This window comes from Bartonella sp. HY038 (genome assembly GCF_014117425.1).
In the GTDB taxonomy this organism is placed as follows: domain Bacteria; phylum Pseudomonadota; class Alphaproteobacteria; order Rhizobiales; family Rhizobiaceae; genus HY038.
Genome location: NZ_CP059725.1, coordinates 52,290 through 72,197, shown reverse-complemented (window position 1 = coordinate 72,197; position 19,908 = coordinate 52,290). Strand labels below are relative to the sequence as shown.

At 39.8% G+C, this 19,908-nt stretch carries 17 protein-coding genes; 7 read left to right on the top strand and 10 right to left on the bottom strand.

Translation table 11 applies throughout. From position 1 onward, the window contains the following. Positions 1 to 39: 39 nt before the first annotated feature. The 9 genes from H3299_RS00275 to rph form a co-directional block, all read right to left on the bottom strand. The gene (locus H3299_RS00275) at positions 40 to 1,056 is read right to left on the bottom strand and encodes a hypothetical protein (protein WP_182418368.1); all 1,017 of its coding nucleotides are present in this window, start codon (positions 1,054 to 1,056) and stop codon (positions 40 to 42) included. Between the two features lie 63 nt (positions 1,057 to 1,119). Then, positions 1,120 to 2,142 carry a hypothetical protein gene (locus tag H3299_RS00270; RefSeq protein WP_182418367.1) on the bottom strand — a complete coding sequence of 341 codons (1,023 nt, stop codon included), beginning with the start codon at positions 2,140 to 2,142 and terminating at the stop codon, positions 1,120 to 1,122. Between the two features lie 30 nt (positions 2,143 to 2,172). Next, positions 2,173 to 2,589, bottom strand: coding sequence for a hypothetical protein (locus H3299_RS00265; protein ID WP_182418366.1), 417 nt, complete (start codon positions 2,587 to 2,589; stop codon positions 2,173 to 2,175). Positions 2,590 to 2,610: 21 nt separating this feature from the next. Continuing rightward, a complete protein-coding gene (locus H3299_RS00260) occupies positions 2,611 to 3,171 on the bottom strand; it encodes a hypothetical protein (protein ID WP_182418365.1) in 561 nt (186 codons plus the stop codon). A gap of 28 nt (positions 3,172 to 3,199) precedes the next feature. Beyond that, entirely contained in the window at positions 3,200 to 4,198 is a 999-nt protein-coding gene (locus H3299_RS00255) for a hypothetical protein (protein ID WP_182418364.1), read from the bottom strand. 165 nt (positions 4,199 to 4,363) lie between these two features. Next, positions 4,364 to 5,221, bottom strand: a complete 858-nt coding sequence (locus H3299_RS00250; RefSeq protein WP_182418363.1) for a hypothetical protein — start codon at positions 5,219 to 5,221, stop codon at positions 4,364 to 4,366. A gap of 34 nt (positions 5,222 to 5,255) precedes the next feature. Continuing rightward, positions 5,256 to 6,401, bottom strand: coding sequence for a radical SAM family heme chaperone HemW (gene hemW, locus H3299_RS00245; protein ID WP_182418362.1), 1,146 nt, complete (start codon positions 6,399 to 6,401; stop codon positions 5,256 to 5,258). Further along, positions 6,401 to 7,045, bottom strand: coding sequence for a non-canonical purine NTP pyrophosphatase (locus tag H3299_RS00240; RefSeq protein ID WP_182418361.1), 645 nt, complete (start codon positions 7,043 to 7,045; stop codon positions 6,401 to 6,403). The genes hemW and H3299_RS00240 overlap by 1 nt, the downstream gene beginning before the upstream one ends. Before the next feature lie 17 nt (positions 7,046 to 7,062). Next, positions 7,063 to 7,785, bottom strand: coding sequence for a ribonuclease PH (gene rph, locus H3299_RS00235; protein WP_182418360.1), 723 nt, complete (start codon positions 7,783 to 7,785; stop codon positions 7,063 to 7,065). A gap of 388 nt (positions 7,786 to 8,173) precedes the next feature. On the opposite strand from rph, the gene hrcA reads away from it, so the two are divergent. Continuing rightward, positions 8,174 to 9,244 carry a heat-inducible transcriptional repressor HrcA gene (gene hrcA, locus H3299_RS00230; protein WP_182418359.1) on the top strand — a complete coding sequence of 357 codons (1,071 nt, stop codon included), beginning with the start codon at positions 8,174 to 8,176 and terminating at the stop codon, positions 9,242 to 9,244. 141 nt (positions 9,245 to 9,385) lie between these two features. On the opposite strand, the gene H3299_RS00225 is transcribed toward hrcA, so the two are convergent. Then, positions 9,386 to 10,036 carry a metalloregulator ArsR/SmtB family transcription factor gene (locus H3299_RS00225; protein ID WP_182418358.1) on the bottom strand — a complete coding sequence of 217 codons (651 nt, stop codon included), beginning with the start codon at positions 10,034 to 10,036 and terminating at the stop codon, positions 9,386 to 9,388. Between the two features lie 179 nt (positions 10,037 to 10,215). Here H3299_RS00225 and H3299_RS00220 point away from each other — a divergent pair, with 179 nt between their 5' ends. The 6 genes from H3299_RS00220 to H3299_RS00195 all read left to right on the top strand — a co-directional run bounded on the left by H3299_RS00220 (position 10,216) and on the right by H3299_RS00195 (position 19,844). After that, positions 10,216 to 10,716, top strand: a complete 501-nt coding sequence (locus H3299_RS00220) for a DUF2938 domain-containing protein (RefSeq protein WP_182418357.1) — start codon at positions 10,216 to 10,218, stop codon at positions 10,714 to 10,716. A gap of 192 nt (positions 10,717 to 10,908) precedes the next feature. Further along, complete coding sequence (locus H3299_RS00215; RefSeq protein ID WP_182418356.1) at positions 10,909 to 11,763, top strand: ImuA family protein; 855 nt, start codon at positions 10,909 to 10,911, stop codon at positions 11,761 to 11,763. Then, positions 11,663 to 13,231: a DNA polymerase Y family protein gene (locus H3299_RS00210; RefSeq protein ID WP_182418355.1), complete on the top strand. Its 1,569-nt coding sequence runs from the start codon at positions 11,663 to 11,665 to the stop codon at positions 13,229 to 13,231. Before H3299_RS00215 ends, H3299_RS00210 begins: the two co-directional genes overlap by 101 nt. Before the next feature lie 19 nt (positions 13,232 to 13,250). Beyond that, positions 13,251 to 16,511: an error-prone DNA polymerase gene (locus H3299_RS00205; RefSeq protein WP_182418354.1), complete on the top strand. Its 3,261-nt coding sequence runs from the start codon at positions 13,251 to 13,253 to the stop codon at positions 16,509 to 16,511. 308 nt (positions 16,512 to 16,819) lie between these two features. Further along, positions 16,820 to 18,211, top strand: a complete 1,392-nt coding sequence (locus H3299_RS00200) for a histidine-type phosphatase (protein WP_182418353.1) — start codon at positions 16,820 to 16,822, stop codon at positions 18,209 to 18,211. 397 nt (positions 18,212 to 18,608) lie between these two features. Next, positions 18,609 to 19,844, top strand: coding sequence for a porin (locus H3299_RS00195; RefSeq protein WP_182418352.1), 1,236 nt, complete (start codon positions 18,609 to 18,611; stop codon positions 19,842 to 19,844). Positions 19,845 to 19,908 lie beyond the last annotated feature (64 nt).

The following is a 19,908-nucleotide window of genomic DNA, read 5'->3' as shown; positions in this document are numbered from 1 at the left end:
CCCAAAATATATATGCTGCACAAAATATATTAATACTTATTACTCTTTAGGTGGATTAAATACTTTTTGGATTTTTGTCTCTGGTTCCTGATCTATGAAATCGCTTATTTGTCGCAATTTTTCAGGGTGCTGTACAATCCATTGCTGATAGGCTTTTATATTATTAAGCAGCTTATTTTTATTTTCCTTTGATAAAGCAAGCTGTGTTAAATTATAATCTAATAAAAGGCCGCCGCCATTACCCTGCGGTTGAATGGCAACACCAATTGTGTGTTCTTCATCCAAAAAAATAGGCTCTTGGCGCCTTTTTATGAGAGTAAAAGGCCCAGCATTTCGTGCTTTATATGTTAAAGCCAGAGCTAAAGAGTTGGGTACAATTATCAAAACATCGCTGTAACCATCTCGCTTTAAACCATAAAGGTAATAAAATGTACCGCCCCAACGTTTATCAACCCTATCAATTTTGACCGCACAAATATGTACCTTATTTCGCGTAAGCCGATGGTAACAAAACCGACACCAGACACTTGCCCCCCACAAGCCAAGTAACACCATACTACCCATAAATATATAAATGGCCAGAAAAGCAACTAAACGTGTTTTTAACGTATCAATACCAACTTGAATCGTAATTTTATTAGGGTCATTGACACTTCTTACAACAGCAGATTTGCCCTGTAGGGCAAAATTATCAGGAGTTAGAAAATCATATAAAGTAAATGGGTAGAAATCAAATTTACCTTTATACTTCTCTACTAAAATTCCATCTTTTTCAAAGCTAAAACCACATTTAATAAGATGATAATTACTTTGCCTACATCCATAATCAGCCTGTAATTCCGGAACTAGCTCATAATTTTGAGAAATGACCCAATCTGTCCAAATATGCTTGAGAGGAAGATAACTGGCAAAGACAATAGTAAATAAAAAACCGCCACCAAAAAAAACAGTCCAAAATATTGCTATGCCGGTAAAAAACCAAGTACCAGGATATTTTAAACGAATTTCTTTAACCGGTAGCTCTATATCTAAACTATTATCTTGTAGGTCACTCATCAGTTTGTCGCTTTTATATTCTAACTATTTATTGCCCCAATATATAAAATGACTTAAAGTCACTTATTGTTTAGGTGGGTTATAGATTTTATCCTGCTCAGTTTCAGGCATATTTTCAATATAAGCATCAAATTTTTGCAATGCTTCTGGGTTCTGGGCAATCCACGTCTGATAGGTTTTAATGTTGGCCTGTAATTTTGCTTTATCCTGTTTGGATAAAGCAAGCCGCGTTAAATTATGGTCAAGAAAAAACCCACCACCTGCTTGCTTGGCTTCAATAGCTAACCCAAATTTTTGTTCTTTACTTAAAAAAATGGGTTTTTGACTTTTTCTTATCGGATTATTCGATAACTGCGTGCGTAGTGGCTTTGTAAAAACCCAAGTGTTAGGTGTCGGGTTTATTTTTAAAGCCTCAAGCACTTCAGCTTTTGTCAAACCATAATATGAGTAAACTCTACCAAGCCATCTATCGTGATATCCAACAATTTTAACGACTTTTAATCGGACATCATTAGGCACACTGCGCCAATACAAAACCCGCCACCAAATATATAGCCCCCAAAGGAAAACAGAAAATATTATGCTTGGAAATGCTATTTGACCAAGTAACGTTAAAAAACGTATCTTTAATATTTCAACACCAAAAAAGAAACTTATTTTACTGGGATCATTAACACTTCTTATCATTGGTGAGGTACCAGATAGATTAATATTATCAGGAGTTAAAAATCGAAACCAACTATAAGGCTTATGTTCTCTGCGAGAATTTAATTTTTGTTCATTGCGCTGACCTAAATTAAATGTCACCCCACAATTTATTATTTTTCCAACATCACCGACATCATTCCAACATTGATATCTAGCATAGCTATCCGGAATTATTTCATAATTTTGTGAAACACGCCAATCATTCCATAAGCGTTTAACAGGACCATAAGAATTACCAAAAATAAAATAAATACCTAACGCAGTAAAAAGCGTCCAAAAAGACAATACTAATATAATGATCCAATTCGTTCCGTATTTTAACCTAATTCTCTTTTTAGGTAACTCTATATCAACAGTATTATCTTGTATTTCACTCATTGCAACTGTCACCCTAATTACTATAGATCTTTATCTAGTTTTTGGCTTTGCGTCGATTGCCTCACTTAATTGTTGCAATTTTTCAGGGTGCTGTGCAATCCATGCTTGATAGGTTTTAATATTGGCAATGAGCTTTTCCTTGTCTTTTTTTGATAAAACAAGATAGGTTAAATTATAATCCAGCAGATAGCCGCTACCAGCTTGCTGCGCTTCAATGGCAACACCAATGGTTTGTTCTTTATCTAAAAATATAGGCTCTAACCCGTTACGCAATTGCGTTGCTGCCAAGGCATGCCGCATAGGGTTTGGCATAACAATCGTAACCGATGAAGGCACGTATTGAAAGCTCATTTCGGCAATAGAAGGGCTTAAACCAAAAAAATAGTAAACTTTCCCTTTACCCTTAGCCACATAAATAGAAGCAATTTTTACAGCTTTAAGCTGCACATTATTAGGAAAGCGTCGCCATTAATAAATGTCCCACCATACATAAAGCCCATAAAAACAAACCGCTACAAATGTAAGCTGGAACAATTTTGTAAATATTAAATTTAAAAGCCGTATTTTTATTGTTTCAATACCAAATAAAAAACTGGTTCTGCTTGGATCATCCACACTGCGCACCATAGGTGACAAGCCATTTAATACTAAGTCATCGGGCGTTAAAAAACTGTGCCAACTATAAGGATACTGTTCAACTCTAAAATTTAATTCTTCTTTTTCAAAACGATTATTGACATTGAATGTTACTTCACAATTATAATAATTTAACGACTTCTTATGTTCATAACAGCTATATTGGGCATCTCTATTTGGAATGACTTCATAAGTGTTTGAAATAACCCAATCATTCCATAAACGCTTTATTGGATAATAACTACCTATCAAAACAGGCCCTATAAAAAAAAGAGAAAAAAGCAAAGTCCAAAAAGTTAAAACCAGTATAAGCCCCAAATTACTCAGATAGGTAAGCCGTATTTTTTTTACCGGTAGTTCAATATCCAAAATATTGTCTTTTAGCTCACTCATTACTTTGCCGCCCTTGCTTTTTAAGCATTTATCTATTTTTTGGCTTTGCGTCGATTGCCTCACTTAATTGTTGCAATTTTTCAGGATGTTGAGCAAGCCATGCTTGATAGGCTTTAATATTGGTAATGAGCTTTTCCTTGTCCTTTTTTGATAAAACAAGATAAGTCAAATTATAATCCAGCAGATAGCCGCTACCAGCTTGCTGCGCTTCGATGGCAACACCAATGGTTTGTTCTTTATCTAAAAATATAGGCTCCAACCCGTTACGCAATTGGGTTGCAGCCAAGGCATGCCGCATAGGATTTGGCATAACAATGGTAACCGATGAAGGCAAATATCTTATACCGCTAGCAGCAATAGATGGGCTTAAGCCAAAAAAGTGGTAAACTTTTCCCTTACCTTCAGCCACATAAATCGAAGCAATTTTGACAGCTTTAAGCTGAACATTATTGGGAAATCGCCGCCAATAGTAAATTTTCCACCATATATAAAGCCCATAAAACCATACGGCTATAAATGTAAATTGAAACGCTTTTGTTATCAACAGACTTAAAAAACGTATTTTTACTGTTTCAATACCAAATAAAAAACTGGTTCTACTTGGATCATCAACACTCCTAACCATTGGAGATTTGCCTTCCATAGACAAATTCTTTGGCGTTAAAAAAACTTGCCAACTATAGGGATAATCTTCAAAACCATCTCTTAATTTTTCTTCTTTATACGGGTTACCAACATTGAATATAACACCACAATTAACATAATCTAACATACTCTCATATTCGTTACAGCCAAAACCTGCATAAGCATTTGGAATAAATTCATAATTTTTTGAAACAACCCAATCATTCCATAAACGCTTAATTGGATAATAGGAACCTATAATAACAGGTCCAATTAAAATTAGACAAAAAAACAAAGTCCAAAAAGTTAAAACAAGTATAATCCCTAAATTGCTTCGATAGGTGAGCCGGATTTTTTTAACCGGCAATTCTATATCTAAACTATTGTCTTTTAGCTCACTCATTACTTTGCCGCCCTTGCTTTTTAAGCATTTATCTAATTTTTGGCTTTGCATCAATTGCTGCGCTTAATTGTTGCAATTTTTCAGGGTGCTGTGCAATCCATTGTTGATAGGCTTTAATATTTGCAACAAGTTTTTGTTTGTCTTCTGGCGATAGTTTTAGCCAAGTTAAATCATGATCAAGTATATAGCCCCACCTGCTTGCTTTGCTTCAATCGCAACAGCAATTGTTTTCTCTTCATCTAAATAAAAAGGCTGCTTATCCTTTTTAAAAAAAGTAAATGAAGTATTAAAAGCAGCAGGATTTATTATAATTCCAGAAGAATAAGGTAAAACCCGCATATTCATAGCAAGTATTGATGGGCTTAAGCCATAATAATGATATAATATTTCTTTTCGTCTGTTCTGCTTTACATCAACAATTTTTACCGCTTTCAAACATACATCATTGGCAACACTGCGCCAATAATATATGCGCCAATAAAAAAACAAGCCAAAAAACCAAGCAACGAGAACCAAGAATAGTAATAATTGCCAAGCAAAATAAGTTAAAAAGCGTATTTTAATTGTTTCAACACCAAAAAGAAACGTTGTTCTACTGGGGTTATAAACACTACGGATCATTGATGATTGACCCTCTAAAACCAAATCATCCGGCGTTAAAACATTAAACCAGCTATAAGGATAATTCTCAAACCTAATATTGAGCTTTTGTTTAAGTGAGGAAATATTTGCATAATATGTAACGCCGCAAGTTGTATATCTTGGCCTCCCACCATTATCCCAACAAGAATAATCAGCATAAGTATTTGGAATGGTTTCATAGTTTCTAGAAACGACCCAATCATTCCATAAGTGTTTCATAGGGTGATAACCACCAATCAAAAATGGTCCAAAAAACAATAACAAAAAAAACAACGTCCAAGGTAAAACGGCTAAAACAATACCCCAATTGGTAAGATAAACCAGTTGAATTCTTTTTGCGGGTAACTCTATAGGTAAAATATCCCCTTGTATTTCACTCATTGACCATCACCCTTATTTTGATTTTTTGAATCGTTTAAGCGACAAGCTTTCCGATAATATGGTCAAGCAAAATGCGCCCTTTATCGCTAGCGCGTAAGCGGCTATTGCCAACCATTTCAATAAGGCCATATTCTTGTAATTCAACCATCACTTTATTATCAAGCGGCTTTCCGCGCAAGGATTCAAGCGAATGGATATCTAGCCCCTCATAAAGGCGAAGCCCCATAAGCAGCATTTCATCGGCTTGATTATCTTTGGTTAAATATTCCTCCTCAATAATACCGTGGCCTTTTTCTTCAACCAAATCGCACCATTTTTCTGGCAGTTTTTCGGTTATTGTAACCGTGCGCTTATCACCTTCAATAAAACGACCATGCGCACCAGGGCCAATGCCTAAATATTGCTGATAGCGCCAATAAAGTAAATTATGCTGCGATTCAGCCCCCGGCACCGCATGATTGGAAATTTCATAAGCGGGTAAACCACGCTTAGCCGTGACATTTTGGGTAATGTCATAAAGCAATGCCGCATCTTCAGGCTCTGGCAGTTTTAACTTTCCTGCTTCATAAAGGCGCTGAAAGGCGGTGCCTTCTTCAATAGTTAATTGATAAAGCGATAAATGATCGGCAGCAAGGTCAATCGCTTGATTTAACTCACTCTCCCAAGATTGCGGTGTTTGATTGGGGCGAGCATAGATAAGGTCAAAAGACAGGCGCGGAAAAATATCACGCGCAAGGCCAATTGCATAAATGGCTTGTTTAACATCATGAATACGGCCAAGACGTTTTAGCTCTGCATCATCAAGCGCTTGCACACCAAGCGATAAACGGTTAACCCCAGCGCTTTTATAAGCACGGAAACGATCTGCCTCGACACTTGATGGATTGGCTTCCATCGTAATTTCTGCGCCATTTTCAATTGTCCAATGGCGGGCAACTTCATTTAATAAATGGGCAACGGTTTGCGGCTCCATTAAGGATGGCGTGCCGCCACCAAGAAAAATACTGGTGATGCTTTTATGGCCAATACGCTCGCGTAATGATGTCATTTCACGCGAAAAAGCCGCACGAAAGCGCGGCTCATCAATACCGCGCATCCGTACATGGCTATTAAAATCGCAATAGGGGCATTTGGCCGCGCAAAACGGCCAATGGATATAAATGCCAAAAGGCTCGCGCATTAATCTTCCAGCATATTTTCAGCAAAAAGCTTAAAGGCACGGGCGCGGTGTGATAGCGCTTCACTATCACCCTTTTTCCAACCGTGTTTTTGGCTCGCCGACATTTCACCAAAAGTGGTATCAAAACCTTCGGGCTGAAAAATTGGATCATAGCCAAAACCTTGATCACCGCGCGGTGGCCAAACAATTATGCCTTCAATTTCCCCACGGAAATATTCAGCATAACCATCAGGCCAAGCAAGGCAAAGCACACTTACAAAGCGGCCATGACGCTGCTCATCACGCACTGCGCTTTTTTCTTGCAAGGCAGTTTCCACCTTTTGCATAGCATTAGCAAAATCACGGCTACCATCGGCTTGAATAGCCCAATCAGCCGTATAAACACCCGGCTCTTTATTAAGACTATCAACTTCTAAACCAGAATCATCTGACAAGGCTGGCAAGCCAGTCGCTTTGGCGGCAGCAAATGCTTTGATATAGGCATTTTGCTCAAAAGTAGTGCCCGTCTCAACAGGCTCAGGTAAACCAAGCTCTCCGGCTGATTTGGTATGAAAGCCAAATGGACCAATAAGCTCGGCAATTTCCTTTACCTTGCCAGCATTATGAGTGGCAACAATAATATCTTTTGTATCTAATGTACGCATTTTTAAGCCACACATTTTTAAACTTTAGCAATTGCCTGTTTTTGCAATTCAACCAATTGGTTGATGCCATTACGGGCAAGCTTTAAAAGACTGTCGAACTGGTCTTGTGAGAAAGGCTCACCTTCAGCAGTGCCTTGAATTTCAACAATACCGCCCTTGCCAGTCATCACAAAATTGGCGTCTGTTCCAGCGGTTGAATCTTCATTATAATCAAGATCAATCATTGGCTCGCCGCCAATAATACCACAGCTAATCGCTGCAACATGATCTTTCAATACGCGCTCGACGCGAACGATCTGGCGTTTTTCCATCAAGCCAAAGCAATCATAAAGTGCGATAAAGCCACCAGTAATAGCAGCGGTACGAGTGCCACCATCAGCCTGCAATACATCGCAATCAACGGTAATTTGCATTTCACCCAAGGCTTGCAAATCAACAACAGCGCGCAATGAGCGGCCAATAAGACGCTGAATTTCAAGTGTGCGACCACCTTGCTTACCTGATGACGCTTCACGGCGCATACGGTCGTTGGTTGAACGTGGCAACATGCCATATTCAGCTGTTATCCAACCTTTACCTGTATTACGCATCCAACCAGGAACGCGCTCTTCCAAGCTTGCCGTACATAAAACATGGGTATCGCCAAATTTAACCAAACATGAGCCTTCAGCGTGCTTATTGACCCCCCGTTCAAAAGAAATTGGTCGCATTTGATCATTGGAACGGTTGGAATGACGCATGGAAAAGGCCTTTCTAATTTTATGCCACGAAAGATATTAAAAGATGCAATTCATAAGAACTTGATCTTTCATCGGGCACGGGGACAATATAAGATATAGCTGCTTTCATAAAATACCAAAAGCAGATTTTCACGTTTAAACTATTAGACTTTGAAATTAAATAAACAAATACGTATTTTGATTTTTTTTTCAATTTTTATCATGAATTGACTATATTGGTGTGGACAATTGTAATCGTTTGCTTTTGCTTTTTATAAATACATGACCACTATCAATCATTTATAATTATTGATCCTATATTTTAAAATAGCTATATATAAAGCAATGTATTTATGCGCTGCTTTTAACCGCGCTTAAAGCGAACAAGAAGATTTTGGGTTTTAATATCATGTCATCGGTTTTTGATACAATGGGATTGGGTGAAATGGATGAGCGCTCTCGCGAGATTTTTCGCCGCATTGTTGAAAGCTATTTAACCGATGGCGAACCGGTAGGCTCACGTAATTTATCCCGCAATTTAACATCGTCTTTATCGCCTGCTACTATTCGCAATGTTATGAGCGATTTGGAACAATCGGGTCTTATTTATGCGCCGCATATTTCCGCCGGTCGCATGCCAACCGAGCTTGGCTTACGTTTTTTTGTTGATGCTTTTATGGAGGTTGGTGATTTACCGGCTAATGAACGCAAACAGATTGAAGAGCAAGTGCATGCTGCGGGTTCCAGCCAGTCAGTTGAACAATTTTTAACCGAGGCAAGCCAAGTGCTTTCTGGTCTATCGCGCGGTGCGGGGCTTGTTTTAGCAACTAAATCCGATGGATCATTAAAGCATATTGAATTCGTGCGCCTTGATCCGCGCCGCGCTTTAGTTGTACTGGTTAATCAAAATGGCGAAGTTGAAAACCGCATCGTAGAATTGCCAGAAGGCGTTACCCATTCACAATTAGCGGAAGCCAGTAATTACCTTAATGCCCACATTAAGGGACGAAGCTTAAACGAAGTGCGTGATGATATTGCCCGTGAACGTGATGAAACACGTGCCAATCTCGATACGCTTTCCCAACAATTGGTCGATAATGGCCTTGCCGTTTGGGGCGGCGTCAGTGCTGATATGCCAGCGCGCCTTATTGTGCGCGGCCGCGCAAATTTATTAGAAGATATTCACGCCAAGGAAGATATCGAGCGTTTACGCAATTTGTTTGATGATTTGGAAACCCGCGATGGCATGGTGCAATTGCTTGACCTTGCCGAGGAAGCATCGGGCGTGCGTATTTTTATCGGATCTGAAAATAAATTATTTTCCTTGTCTGGTTCATCGGTGGTGGTTGCGCCTTTTCGTGATAGCAATGAAAAGGTCATTGGTGCTTTAGGCGTTATTGGCCCAACACGCCTTAATTATGCGCGCATTGTGCCGATGGTTGATTATACCGCGCAACTTGTCTCACGCTTATTGCGTTAAGTTCATTCTTCAATTTAGGTTTAAAATTTTAATTCTCTCTTGAGTATTAATTCTTTTTAAGCATAAAAACTCTATCCGGGTTTGATCACCAAATTATTAATTGCACTCAACCAGAAACATTCAATAATTTTATGAAATATTTTATCCTATGGGTAAGCCTGCTGCTTTCCATTCGGGAAATCCAGCAGCTAAACGCTTCGCCTTATATCCCTTAGAATTGAGCATACGCACTGCCTCAGTCGATAAAACACAATAAGGCCCACGACAATAAGCGACAATATAACTCTTAAGCGGTAATTCTGATAAGCGTTGACCTAGTTCAGCCGTTGGAATATTGATCGCGCCAATCAAATGGCCGCTTGTATACTCTTCATGTGAGCGCACATCCAAAACCACGATACTTTGATCATGCATATCCGCCAATAATTGTTCAATCGAAACAGCTTCTAACTTAGCAAGTTTACTGATACTATCATTGATAACTTGCTGCATAGCCACTTGCTGGAACTCAACATAATCACGTAGAGACAATAAAAGGCCAATTATTGGTCCCTCGCCTAAACGGTAATGAATATTTTTACCCTCGCGGCGCGTTTGAACAAAACCAGCTCGACGCAAATGTTGTAAATGCTGCGATGTATTGGCAATCGACAAATGGCAAAGCTCTGCCAAAACCTCAACGGAGCGTTCTGCTTGAGCAATATGGTTCAATAAACTTAAGCGATGGCTATGCCCTAAAGTTTTTGCAATATCAGCCATTTTTTCCATATATACACGCTCAATTTGTGTCATGATGAGTTCTTCATTTAAACAATAAAATAATTATATGAATTCTTGTTTGCCTCTGTCACACAATTTTTGAAAAACCAAACAATACACCTTTAGCACCCTATATAATATTTTATTGACATTGTCATTACCATAAATTAATCATTCAATTTATTGATTGAATGATTAAGGGGGCAATATTTATGAATGACTTTGATTTATTTTTTTCAATCATAATTATTGGCATCGGAGCAACATTGATTATGGATTTATGGGCATTAATTTTACAAAAAATATTTGCCATTTCATCTCTTGATTATCGTTTAGTTGGCCGCTTAATTGGTCATATGCGCCACGGCCAATTAAGCCACAATAATATTTTTAAAAGCCAACCGATCGCGGGTGAAAAAATATTAGGATGGTTTTCTCATTATCTTATAGGCATTATTTTTGCAGCAATTTTAATCTATTTTACTGGTAAAAACTGGCTACAACACCCAAGCCTTTGGCCTGCTTTAGTCATGGGCTTGATAAGTACAGTCATGCCTTTTTTTATCATGCAACCAGCATTTGGTTTTGGCTTTGCAGCCAATAAAACCCCGCAACCTTTTATAGCTCGTGTTAAAAGTTTAAATGCGCATTTATCATTTGGCTTGGGTCTTTATATTGCAGCTTTAATATTTCTACCTTTATATCTACATTAAAAATATCAAACAGATAACCCCGCTAAATAAAAAAATGAAATATGGTTTTTTAATTACTATATCATAGATTTAACTCTTAATTTTTCTGATGCACTCATTACCATAAAATGGCCATCACATTTGCATTCTTGACTCTTTTTGCTTTATCCAGCATAAAGAACAAAACAAGAACATATTAAATGTGAGTCGAGCATGGATCAAGCTAATTTAAACAAATTGCGTCAGCAAATTGCCAAAATGGAAGGCCGTCCAGCTGCGCATATTTTATCAAATAAACAAATAGACCATTCCCATAAAGCTGATACAAATTATAATCATCAAAGCCTAAATAATGTTGAATTTAGCCATTTTTGCTTAGGTTTAAGTGAGGCAGATGAGATTATAAAGCCAATTTTGCGTGGATCATTACATGAAATTGTCCCTGCCCCATCGCATTGGCAAGCCGCTTATGGTTTTGTGTTAGCTTTAATTTTACGTGCCAATAAAGGTCCAAGCTTACAACCGCTGATCTGGATTGAAGATGATGGCATTTTGTTTGAATATGGTGGTTTAAATCCCTATGGCATTATTGCTATGGGGCTTGACCCTTCGCAATTAATCCTTATCCGCTGCGCCCATTTAACCGATGTTTTAAAAGCTGGTGATGACGCACTACAATTAAAAAATATTAGCGGTGTTGTTTTAAGCCTATCAGATAGTTGCAAAGCATTGGATTTTACCACCAGCCGTCGTCTGCATCTCGCCAGTGAAAAAAACAATATTCCAGCTTTCATGCTTATGGCCAAAAACGCCCCCAAAACCAGCAGTGCTTTTACACGTTGGCGCATAGCAAGTGGCCAATCAATCTCATCGGGAGCAATGGCACCCGGTGCGCCTTTTTTTGATGTTGAACTTATTCGTAACCGCTCTGGCGGCATTGGCCATTGGTCTATGGAATGGAACTTTCATGACAAAACCTTTAGTGAACCGACTTTATCTCGCCCTTTATTTTCCATACCTACCAACCAATCGCATCATGCGTTCAAGGCAAAAAAACACGCCAGTTAAGAGTGAAAACAATGCCTTGGCTTTAATTAGCCGTCAGGCATCGGGACTGGTTATCACTGCTATTAACCGGCAGGCAGCAGCAAAAGGACTTTATATTGGCCAAAGCATGAGCGAAGCTAAAGCCATTTTTCCAGAATTTGAAGTACAAATGAGCGAGCCGCATAAGGATAATGCTTGTTTAAAATGGCTAGCCGAAGCGGCTGAGCGTTTTACGCCGCTTATCGCTTATAATCTTCCCTTTGGTTTAATGCTTGATATTACCGGTTGCGATCATCTTTTTGGTGGCGCAAAAAATATGCTTGATAGGGTTATAGAATTTTATCAAAATTTGGGGTTTGAAACCAAAGCCGCCATCACGACGACACCCCATGCGGCACGTATTTTTGCGCGTTTTGGCAAGGGTGGAATTGTTGAACAGCAAAATTTAGCTCCTACACTTGATACAATGCAACTTAAAGCCTTAGAGCTTGAGGGGGCAATTTATCATGGCTTGACCAAGGCTGGCTTTAAAACCATTGGTGCAATACGCAATTTAAAGCCTGCTGCATTAAATGCCCGGTTTGGCGCAGTACCAGTTACTAAATTACAATTACTCTATGGGCAGAAACATCACCCCATTTCACCAATTACGCCTAAACCTTTATACTATAAAATTGGTCGCCTTAATGATCCAGTGATGAACGAAGATCAGATGATGGTCGTATTAGAACCTCTAGCACAAAATTTTTGTAAAAAATTGCGTGATGGCGGTGAAGGTGCAAAACTTATCCATATTGCATTTTTTAGAGTTGATGGCGCACGGCAAATCATTGCCATTGAAACAAGTAAGCCCTTAAACGAAGCGGCGCAATTAATGCGGCTGATTAAAGAGCGTCTTACATCTTTGACAACGCCACTAGATATTGGTTATGGTTTTGATGCTTTTGCTTTTGCAGCTCTAGAATGTGAAAAAATTATTGCCGTTGAGCAAAATCTATTTGTAAAATCCCAAGATAATAGTGAAATTACTAGCTTTATTGACAGGCTTTCCACCCGTTTAGGACATGATCGGGTTTTACGCCTTGAGCTTCACCAAAGCCATATCCCCGAAAAAGCCTTTGCATGGCAACCCGCGCTTTATGCCGGCAAGGTAAAAACAGATCATTTTGATGAGGCAATGTTTTTTGCTCAAAATCAAGAAGCCGCCGAACGCCCATGCCGCATTTTTGTGCCGCCGCAACCGATTGATGTCGTGGCTGCCGTTCCCGATAGCCCACCTGCCTCTTTTCGTTGGCGACGTGTTTTACACCGTATCCGCCTTGCTGAAGGGCCGGAGCGTATTGGTGCAGAATGGTGGAAAAATTCTGCATCCACCCGCGATTATTATCGGGTGGAAGATGAAATTGGCCGGCGTTTTTGGATTTTTCGCTATGGACTTTACAGCGAAAAATCCTCGCCAAAATGGTTTTTGCATGGCCTATTTGCTTAAAAATTCAAGGTAGCCCAAAATGGTTGCAATTTTTGAAATGGTCACACGCAGCAATTATTCATTTTTGCAAGGCGCATCCCACCCCCATGAGTTGATTGAGGAAGCCGCGAAGCTTGGATATAGCGGCATTGGCCTTGCCGATATTAATAGTCTTGCCGGCATTATCCGTGGCTTAACCGCAGCACGTAAAATACAGCAAGAAAATCCAGATTTTCGCTATTTTGTTGGTTGCCGCTTACAATTTACCGATAATATGCCTGATTTAATTGTTTATCCGCGTGATCGTGCAGCCTATGGTCAGCTTTGCCGCCTATTAAGTGAAGGAAAAATGCGCTCACAAATCAAAGGGGAGTGCCATATTAGCTGGGCAGATTTTTGCTTTCGCGCGCGGTTTTTCCAAATTATTACGATTGCACCACCAACCATTCCCACTATTAAAGAGATTGAAACTTTAAAAAGCCAATTATTGCAAATTGTCAATGCTGCACCAAGGCAAGTTTGGCTTGCTCTTGATATGGCCTATATGGGCAGCGATCAAAGGCGGGCGGCCAAATTACTGACCCTTAGCCAACAGGTAAATATTCCGCTCATTGCCACGACAGATATTCTTTATCATCGTAGCGAGCGCAGACCATTGCAAGATGTTCTTACTGCAATTTGCTTACATACAAGTCTTGATGAAGCTGGCTATCAGCTTGCTAAAAATGCTGAAAGACATATGAAGCCGATAATCGAACTGCAGCGAATTTACCGCAATTATGCCGATAGTCTTTTAGCGCAACAAGACTTTGTTGCTCCCATTCACTTTTCACTTGATGAAATTTCCTATAGCTATCCTGATGAGCCAGTGCCACAAGGCAAGGATCCGCAAAACTATTTAAGCGATCTTACTTGGCAAGGCGCAAATGAGCGTTATAAAAATGCAATTCCAGATAAAATCACTGCCATCATTCAAAAAGAACTTACTTTAATTGATGAACTTAATTACGCACCTTATTTTTTAACTGTTTATGATATTGTTTCTTTTGCAAAAGAACAGGGCATTTTATGCCAAGGGCGCGGATCGGCAGCCAATTCTGCCATCTGCTATTGCCTTGGTATCACCAATGTTAATCCTAATGAAATAGATCTCTTGTTTGAGCGTTTTATCTCAAAAGCACGCGATGAACCGCCCGATATTGATGTTGATTTTGAGCATGAGCGGCGTGAAGAAGTGATGCAATATATTTACCGCCGTTATGGTTTAGAAAAAGCAGCCATAGTTGCAACTGTTATCAGCTATCGCGCACGAAGTGCAATTCGAGACGTGTGTAAAGTTTTAAGCCTTGGCGAAGATATATCCAATGCTATTGCCGGTACGATATGGGGATCGCATGGCGGAGAGGCCAAAGGCGAGCATATACAAAAAGCTGGTCTTGATCCTGATAATCCGCGTATTTACCTTGCCTTGCAACTTGTTGGTGAGTTGATTGGATTTCCGCGCCATTTATCGCAGCATGTTGGTGGCTTTGTTTTATCTCGTGAGCGCCTTGATGAAATTGTACCCATTGGCCCTGCCGCCATGGAAAATCGCACTTTTATTGAATGGGATAAGGATGATATTGACGAAATCAAGCTGATGAAAGTAGATGTTTTGTCGCTTGGTATGCTAACTATGATCCGTAAGGCTTTTTTATCGTTAAAGCAATTTTATAACATCAATCATGGTCTTTACACTTTACCAGCCAATGATGAACAAACATATGCCATGCTCCAAAAAGGCGACTCTATCGGCGTCTTTCAGGTAGAAAGCCGCGCGCAAATAAATATGTTGCCGCGCCTTAGGCCACAAAATTTTTATGATTTGGTTATTCAAGTAGCCATTGTCCGCCCCGGCCCCATTCAGGGTGACATGGTGCATCCTTATTTACGCCGCCGCAATGGGCAAGAGCAAGTTTCCTTTCCCTCCCCCGATCCGGCTTTTGGCCCAAAGGACGAATTAAAACAAGTATTAAATAAAACTCTTGGGGTTCCGCTTTTTCAAGAGCAGGCGATGCGTATTGCTATTGATGCCGCTGGATTTTCCCCTGATGAAGCCAATGATTTACGCCGCGCCATGGCAACCTTTCGCCGCACGGGTAAATTAAGCAGTCTTGGCGGCAAGATGATTGGCGGCATGGTAAAGCGCGGCTATGATATTGGTTTTGCTCAAAACTGCTTTAAACAAATTGAAGGCTTTGGCGAATATGGCTTTCCCGAAAGTCATGCAGCAAGCTTTGCCCATCTTGTTTACGTTTCGGCATTTTTAAAATGTCATTATCCTGACGTCTTTGCCTGCGCTTTATTAAATTCGCAGCCGATGGGATTTTATGCACCAGCGCAAATTATCCGCGATGCAAGAGAGCATGGTGTGATGATTAAGCCGATTGATATCAATCTTTCCTTTTGGGATAATCATTTAGAAAAAAAGGACGCAAAACAATCCCAGCAATGTTTTTTTCCCGTACGTTTGGGCTTTCGGCAAATTAACGGATTTTCACGACAATGGGCAGAAATCATTGCAAAAAACCGGCAAGAAAACGGTGACTTTCATTCCATTGAAGAAATACATCACCGTCTTGCTCTGCCACGGCGCGCCTATAATCTTTTAGCCGATGCCGATTGTTTCCGCTCGCTCAATCTTGATCGACGTGAAAGCCTATGGGCAACGCGGCGCTTACCCGATGATGAAACCTTGCCGCTGTTTAAACAAGTAAATGCTCAAGATATTGGTATGGAAGAAAAAACAATATTGCCAGTGATGGAACTAAGTGAACAGGTGATTGCCGATTATGAAACCACACGCCTATCGCTAAAAGCCCATCCGGTTAGTTTTTTGCGAGCCAATTTGGCAAAAAGGCAAGTTATTGATTGTGTAAGCGCTACACAAAATTGCAACCATGGTACAAGAGTTAAAATTTGCGGCATTGTAACCGTGCGGCAAAGACCTGGCAGCGCAAAAGGCGTGGTATTTTTAACCATTGAGGACGAAAGCGGCATTGCCAATATCGTGGTGTGGACAAAAGTTTTGGCGCAATTTCGCCGCGAGGTGATGAGTGCAAAATTAATCGAGGTGCATGGTCATGTTGAGCGTGATGCGTCATCAGGCGTGGTGCATGTGGTGGCGAAGAAAATTATTGACCAAACAAGCGAGCTGTTAAATCTTGCCCAGATGCCCGAGCGCTTCACTGATAATGATAATAATAGCGCACGCCATCCACGACAGGTGCGCATTTTGCCGAAATCTCGTGATTTCCATTAGTAAAATAGACGCGGTAAAGCTTCATCACAACAGTATCCACCGTTAAACTTAAGACAATTATCAATTGAACTCTGTTCAATTCAATTTTGGGAAAGAAAAATAAGACTGTCACTTAACTGTAATCTTGATAGAATATACAACACGCTGAGCTTTTATTGAAAATAGCTATTTTAAAAAATTATGCCAATAGCAGTGTATAGTTTGAATGATGCACCTAATTTTTTCATAAGCAAAAGCAAAGAGTATAGCGGATTTAGAATAGTACTTCTTTTATTCATTACCAATTTAAAAATTCATCTGGGGTCATCATGTCATCTGATATTTCAAAACCTGCTCTTGAGATAAAATCATCATTTGGTTTATCTAAGCTGATGGTAAAAACACTAGCAAGCGCAGCTATTATGGGAAGTGTCCTTGTATTATCAGCAATCAGTAACCAAGCTCATGCGCAATATTTTGGTGATGATATGCGCACTAAACTCGCCCCCAATTTTAAATTAGATAAGGTGGTGGTTTTAATGCGCCATGGTGTTAGGCCGCAAACCAACACCAAAAAGCTTGAAGAAAATACTGGCCGCCAATGGCCAAAATGGATTGTACCCGATGGCTTTTTAACTGGCCATGGCTATGCTGGCATTGTTCAGCAATCGCACTATATGCTTGATACATGGCGAGCTGAAGGCTTGCCTATTGCCAATACTTGCCCAACTTCTAAAGACTATTTTTTATGGGCAAGCCCAGTGCAAAGAACCGTTGCCACAGCGCAAGCAGTTGGGGATGGCATGTTTCCAGGTTGCGGTATTGCCCCGCAACATTTAGAGCTTGAAACAGATGATCCGCTTTTCCAAGCCGTTGATTTAGAGCTTGCCCAGCCTGATCCTAAAATCGTTGAACAACAAGTCCTTGCTGCGATGGGTGGCTCACCAGAAGCGGCAGAAAAGAAATATGCTGATGATGTTGCCCGTTTAAGAGCTGCGGTATGCGGCAATAAAAGCGATGATTGTAAATTTCTTGATGAAAAATGGGGCTTTAAAAGTGAAAAGCCGGGCAAGTATAAATTAACTGGCCCGGTATCAGCCGGGAGCACTATTGCCGAGACGATCCGCCTACAATATAGCGAAGGCTTACCCTTGGAAAATGTTGCCTTTGGCAATGTTAAAAATTCTGACGATGTTGCCAAATTAATGGTTTTGCATGCCGCAAAATATGATCTTGTTAGCAATACAAAAGAAATTGCAACCCATGGTGGCCATGTTTTAATGGGGCAAATCTTAAATGCATTAGCGGCAGGGACTGCAGATCAAAAAACAAACACCTATGATCGCCTTAATGCACCTTTGGTGGTCTTTGTAGGCCATGATACCAATATATCACAAATCCAAACCATTGTGGATGCCAATTGGCATCTTGGTAATTATCCAGCCAACGACATTCCACCCGGCGGCATGCTTATTTTTAAGCGCTATTATGATGACGTCAATAAGGTCTATGCCATCAATGTTTCCTTCACCGCACGCTCGCTTGATCAATGGCGCAACTTGACTGAGCTTAATGGCAATAATGCTCCATTATCACAAGATTTTGGTGATGCAGATTGTCTTAAAGATAAAGAACAACAACTTTGCCGTCTTGATCAATTTATTGAACGTAACAATGCCCAAATCCAACAATTTGAACATAAAATTGATCTTTATAAGTAATAGTTAAATTTCAGCGAACCATAATCATAAAAATAAATTCGGATATTTTAAAGTATTTTCAAAATGTCCGAACAGCCCAAAAATATTTAATATTTATAATATTAAAAATCCTATTTTTATTCATAACTGTAAAAAAAATGTAATAATTTTGATCTATAGAGCAACTATGAGTATTTTTACCAATTAAAATAAACTTTTTAATTATTACTCAAGATTTAATATAATTTCAAAAAATACATACCGTAGAAAATATTACAACTTAATCATTATAAAATTTGCTAAAACAAAATCGGCAATGTTGTTATCCTCTAGCAAGGTTAACAAAGGATATTTATTGCTTATTTACAAATTGCAATTTTGTGATGCACCATGAACGCTCTTTGTCAGGACTCAAAAAATGAAGCCCTTAAAGGCAATTTTGCCAGCCACTTTATTATCAATAGCTTTGCTCCACAATGCAGAAGCTCAAGATGCTCCAACGGCTGAGCCGATTGATTATATTCGTGTTTGCGATGCTTATGGCAAAGGCTATTATTATATTCCTGGCACTGAAACCTGTATGAAAATTTCTGGCTATGTCCGCCATGAAATTGCAGTTGGTGACGATGTTGGTGGCGAAACGGTCAGCAAAGCTTTTGGTGACCAGAATGACACATATCGCTCAAAAACCCGTGCTGAATTAAAATTTGAAACAAAATCCGATACCGAACTTGGAACGATGACCACCTTAATCAGCCTGCGCTCGGAATGGAAAGATGGTAAGGATGGTTCTGCTGGCCAATTACGGCGCGGTTATATTGATCTTGCGGGCTTGCGCATTGGCCTTACTGAAACCGCTTTTTATGAATGGACCGACGGTTATGGCGATGTTTTGACAGACGATGTTATCGGGCCTGCTAGCCATCGCACCAATGCGATTAGCTATACCTATGAGAATAAAAACGGCATTTCTGCCATTATTGCGCTTGAACAAGGCTATGGTAGTGAAAGCACTGGCTATCAATACAGAATGGATAATACTGGCAAACCATTTGTAAGCCATGCCTATGCGTTACGCCAACAAATTGACGACTATACCCCCCATATTGTGACGGGTTTAAAATATAGCCAAAAATGGGGTTCTATCGCTGGTGTTGCCGCCTATGATTCCTATTATCAAGAATGGGCAATGCGCGTGCGGCTAAATCTACAACTCACAGATAAAGCTTTTTTCTGGGCAATGGCTGCCTATAAAACTGCCGATGATTATTATAACGTTGATAAATCCTTTGGTAGCAATGGCATAAAAACCTTTGCTGATGGTAGCCGTCGATTAGGCGTTTATCGCCAGATTAATAGCGCCTATGGCGATTGGGGCGGCGATTGGGCTGCTTGGATTGGCGGCACTTATGATATTTCCAAAAAGCTGTCCTTTAATTATCAAGCCGCTTACGAAGATGCTGGTACTTTTGTTACTTCTGCCAATGTTAAAATTAAAATTACGTCTGGCCTCGTGCTAACACCTGAAATTGCCTATGCAAATTTCAATGATGATTATGGTTATAAAACCAATGATGGTCTTTATCGCGTCCAACAATCGCAAAAAGGACGCCATGCTGTTGCTGGTATCATCCGTCTCCAGCGCTCATTTTAATTCTTAAAATATAGGCTTTGAAAATCCTGCACACTGACCCAATCCTCATTGCAATATTTTCACG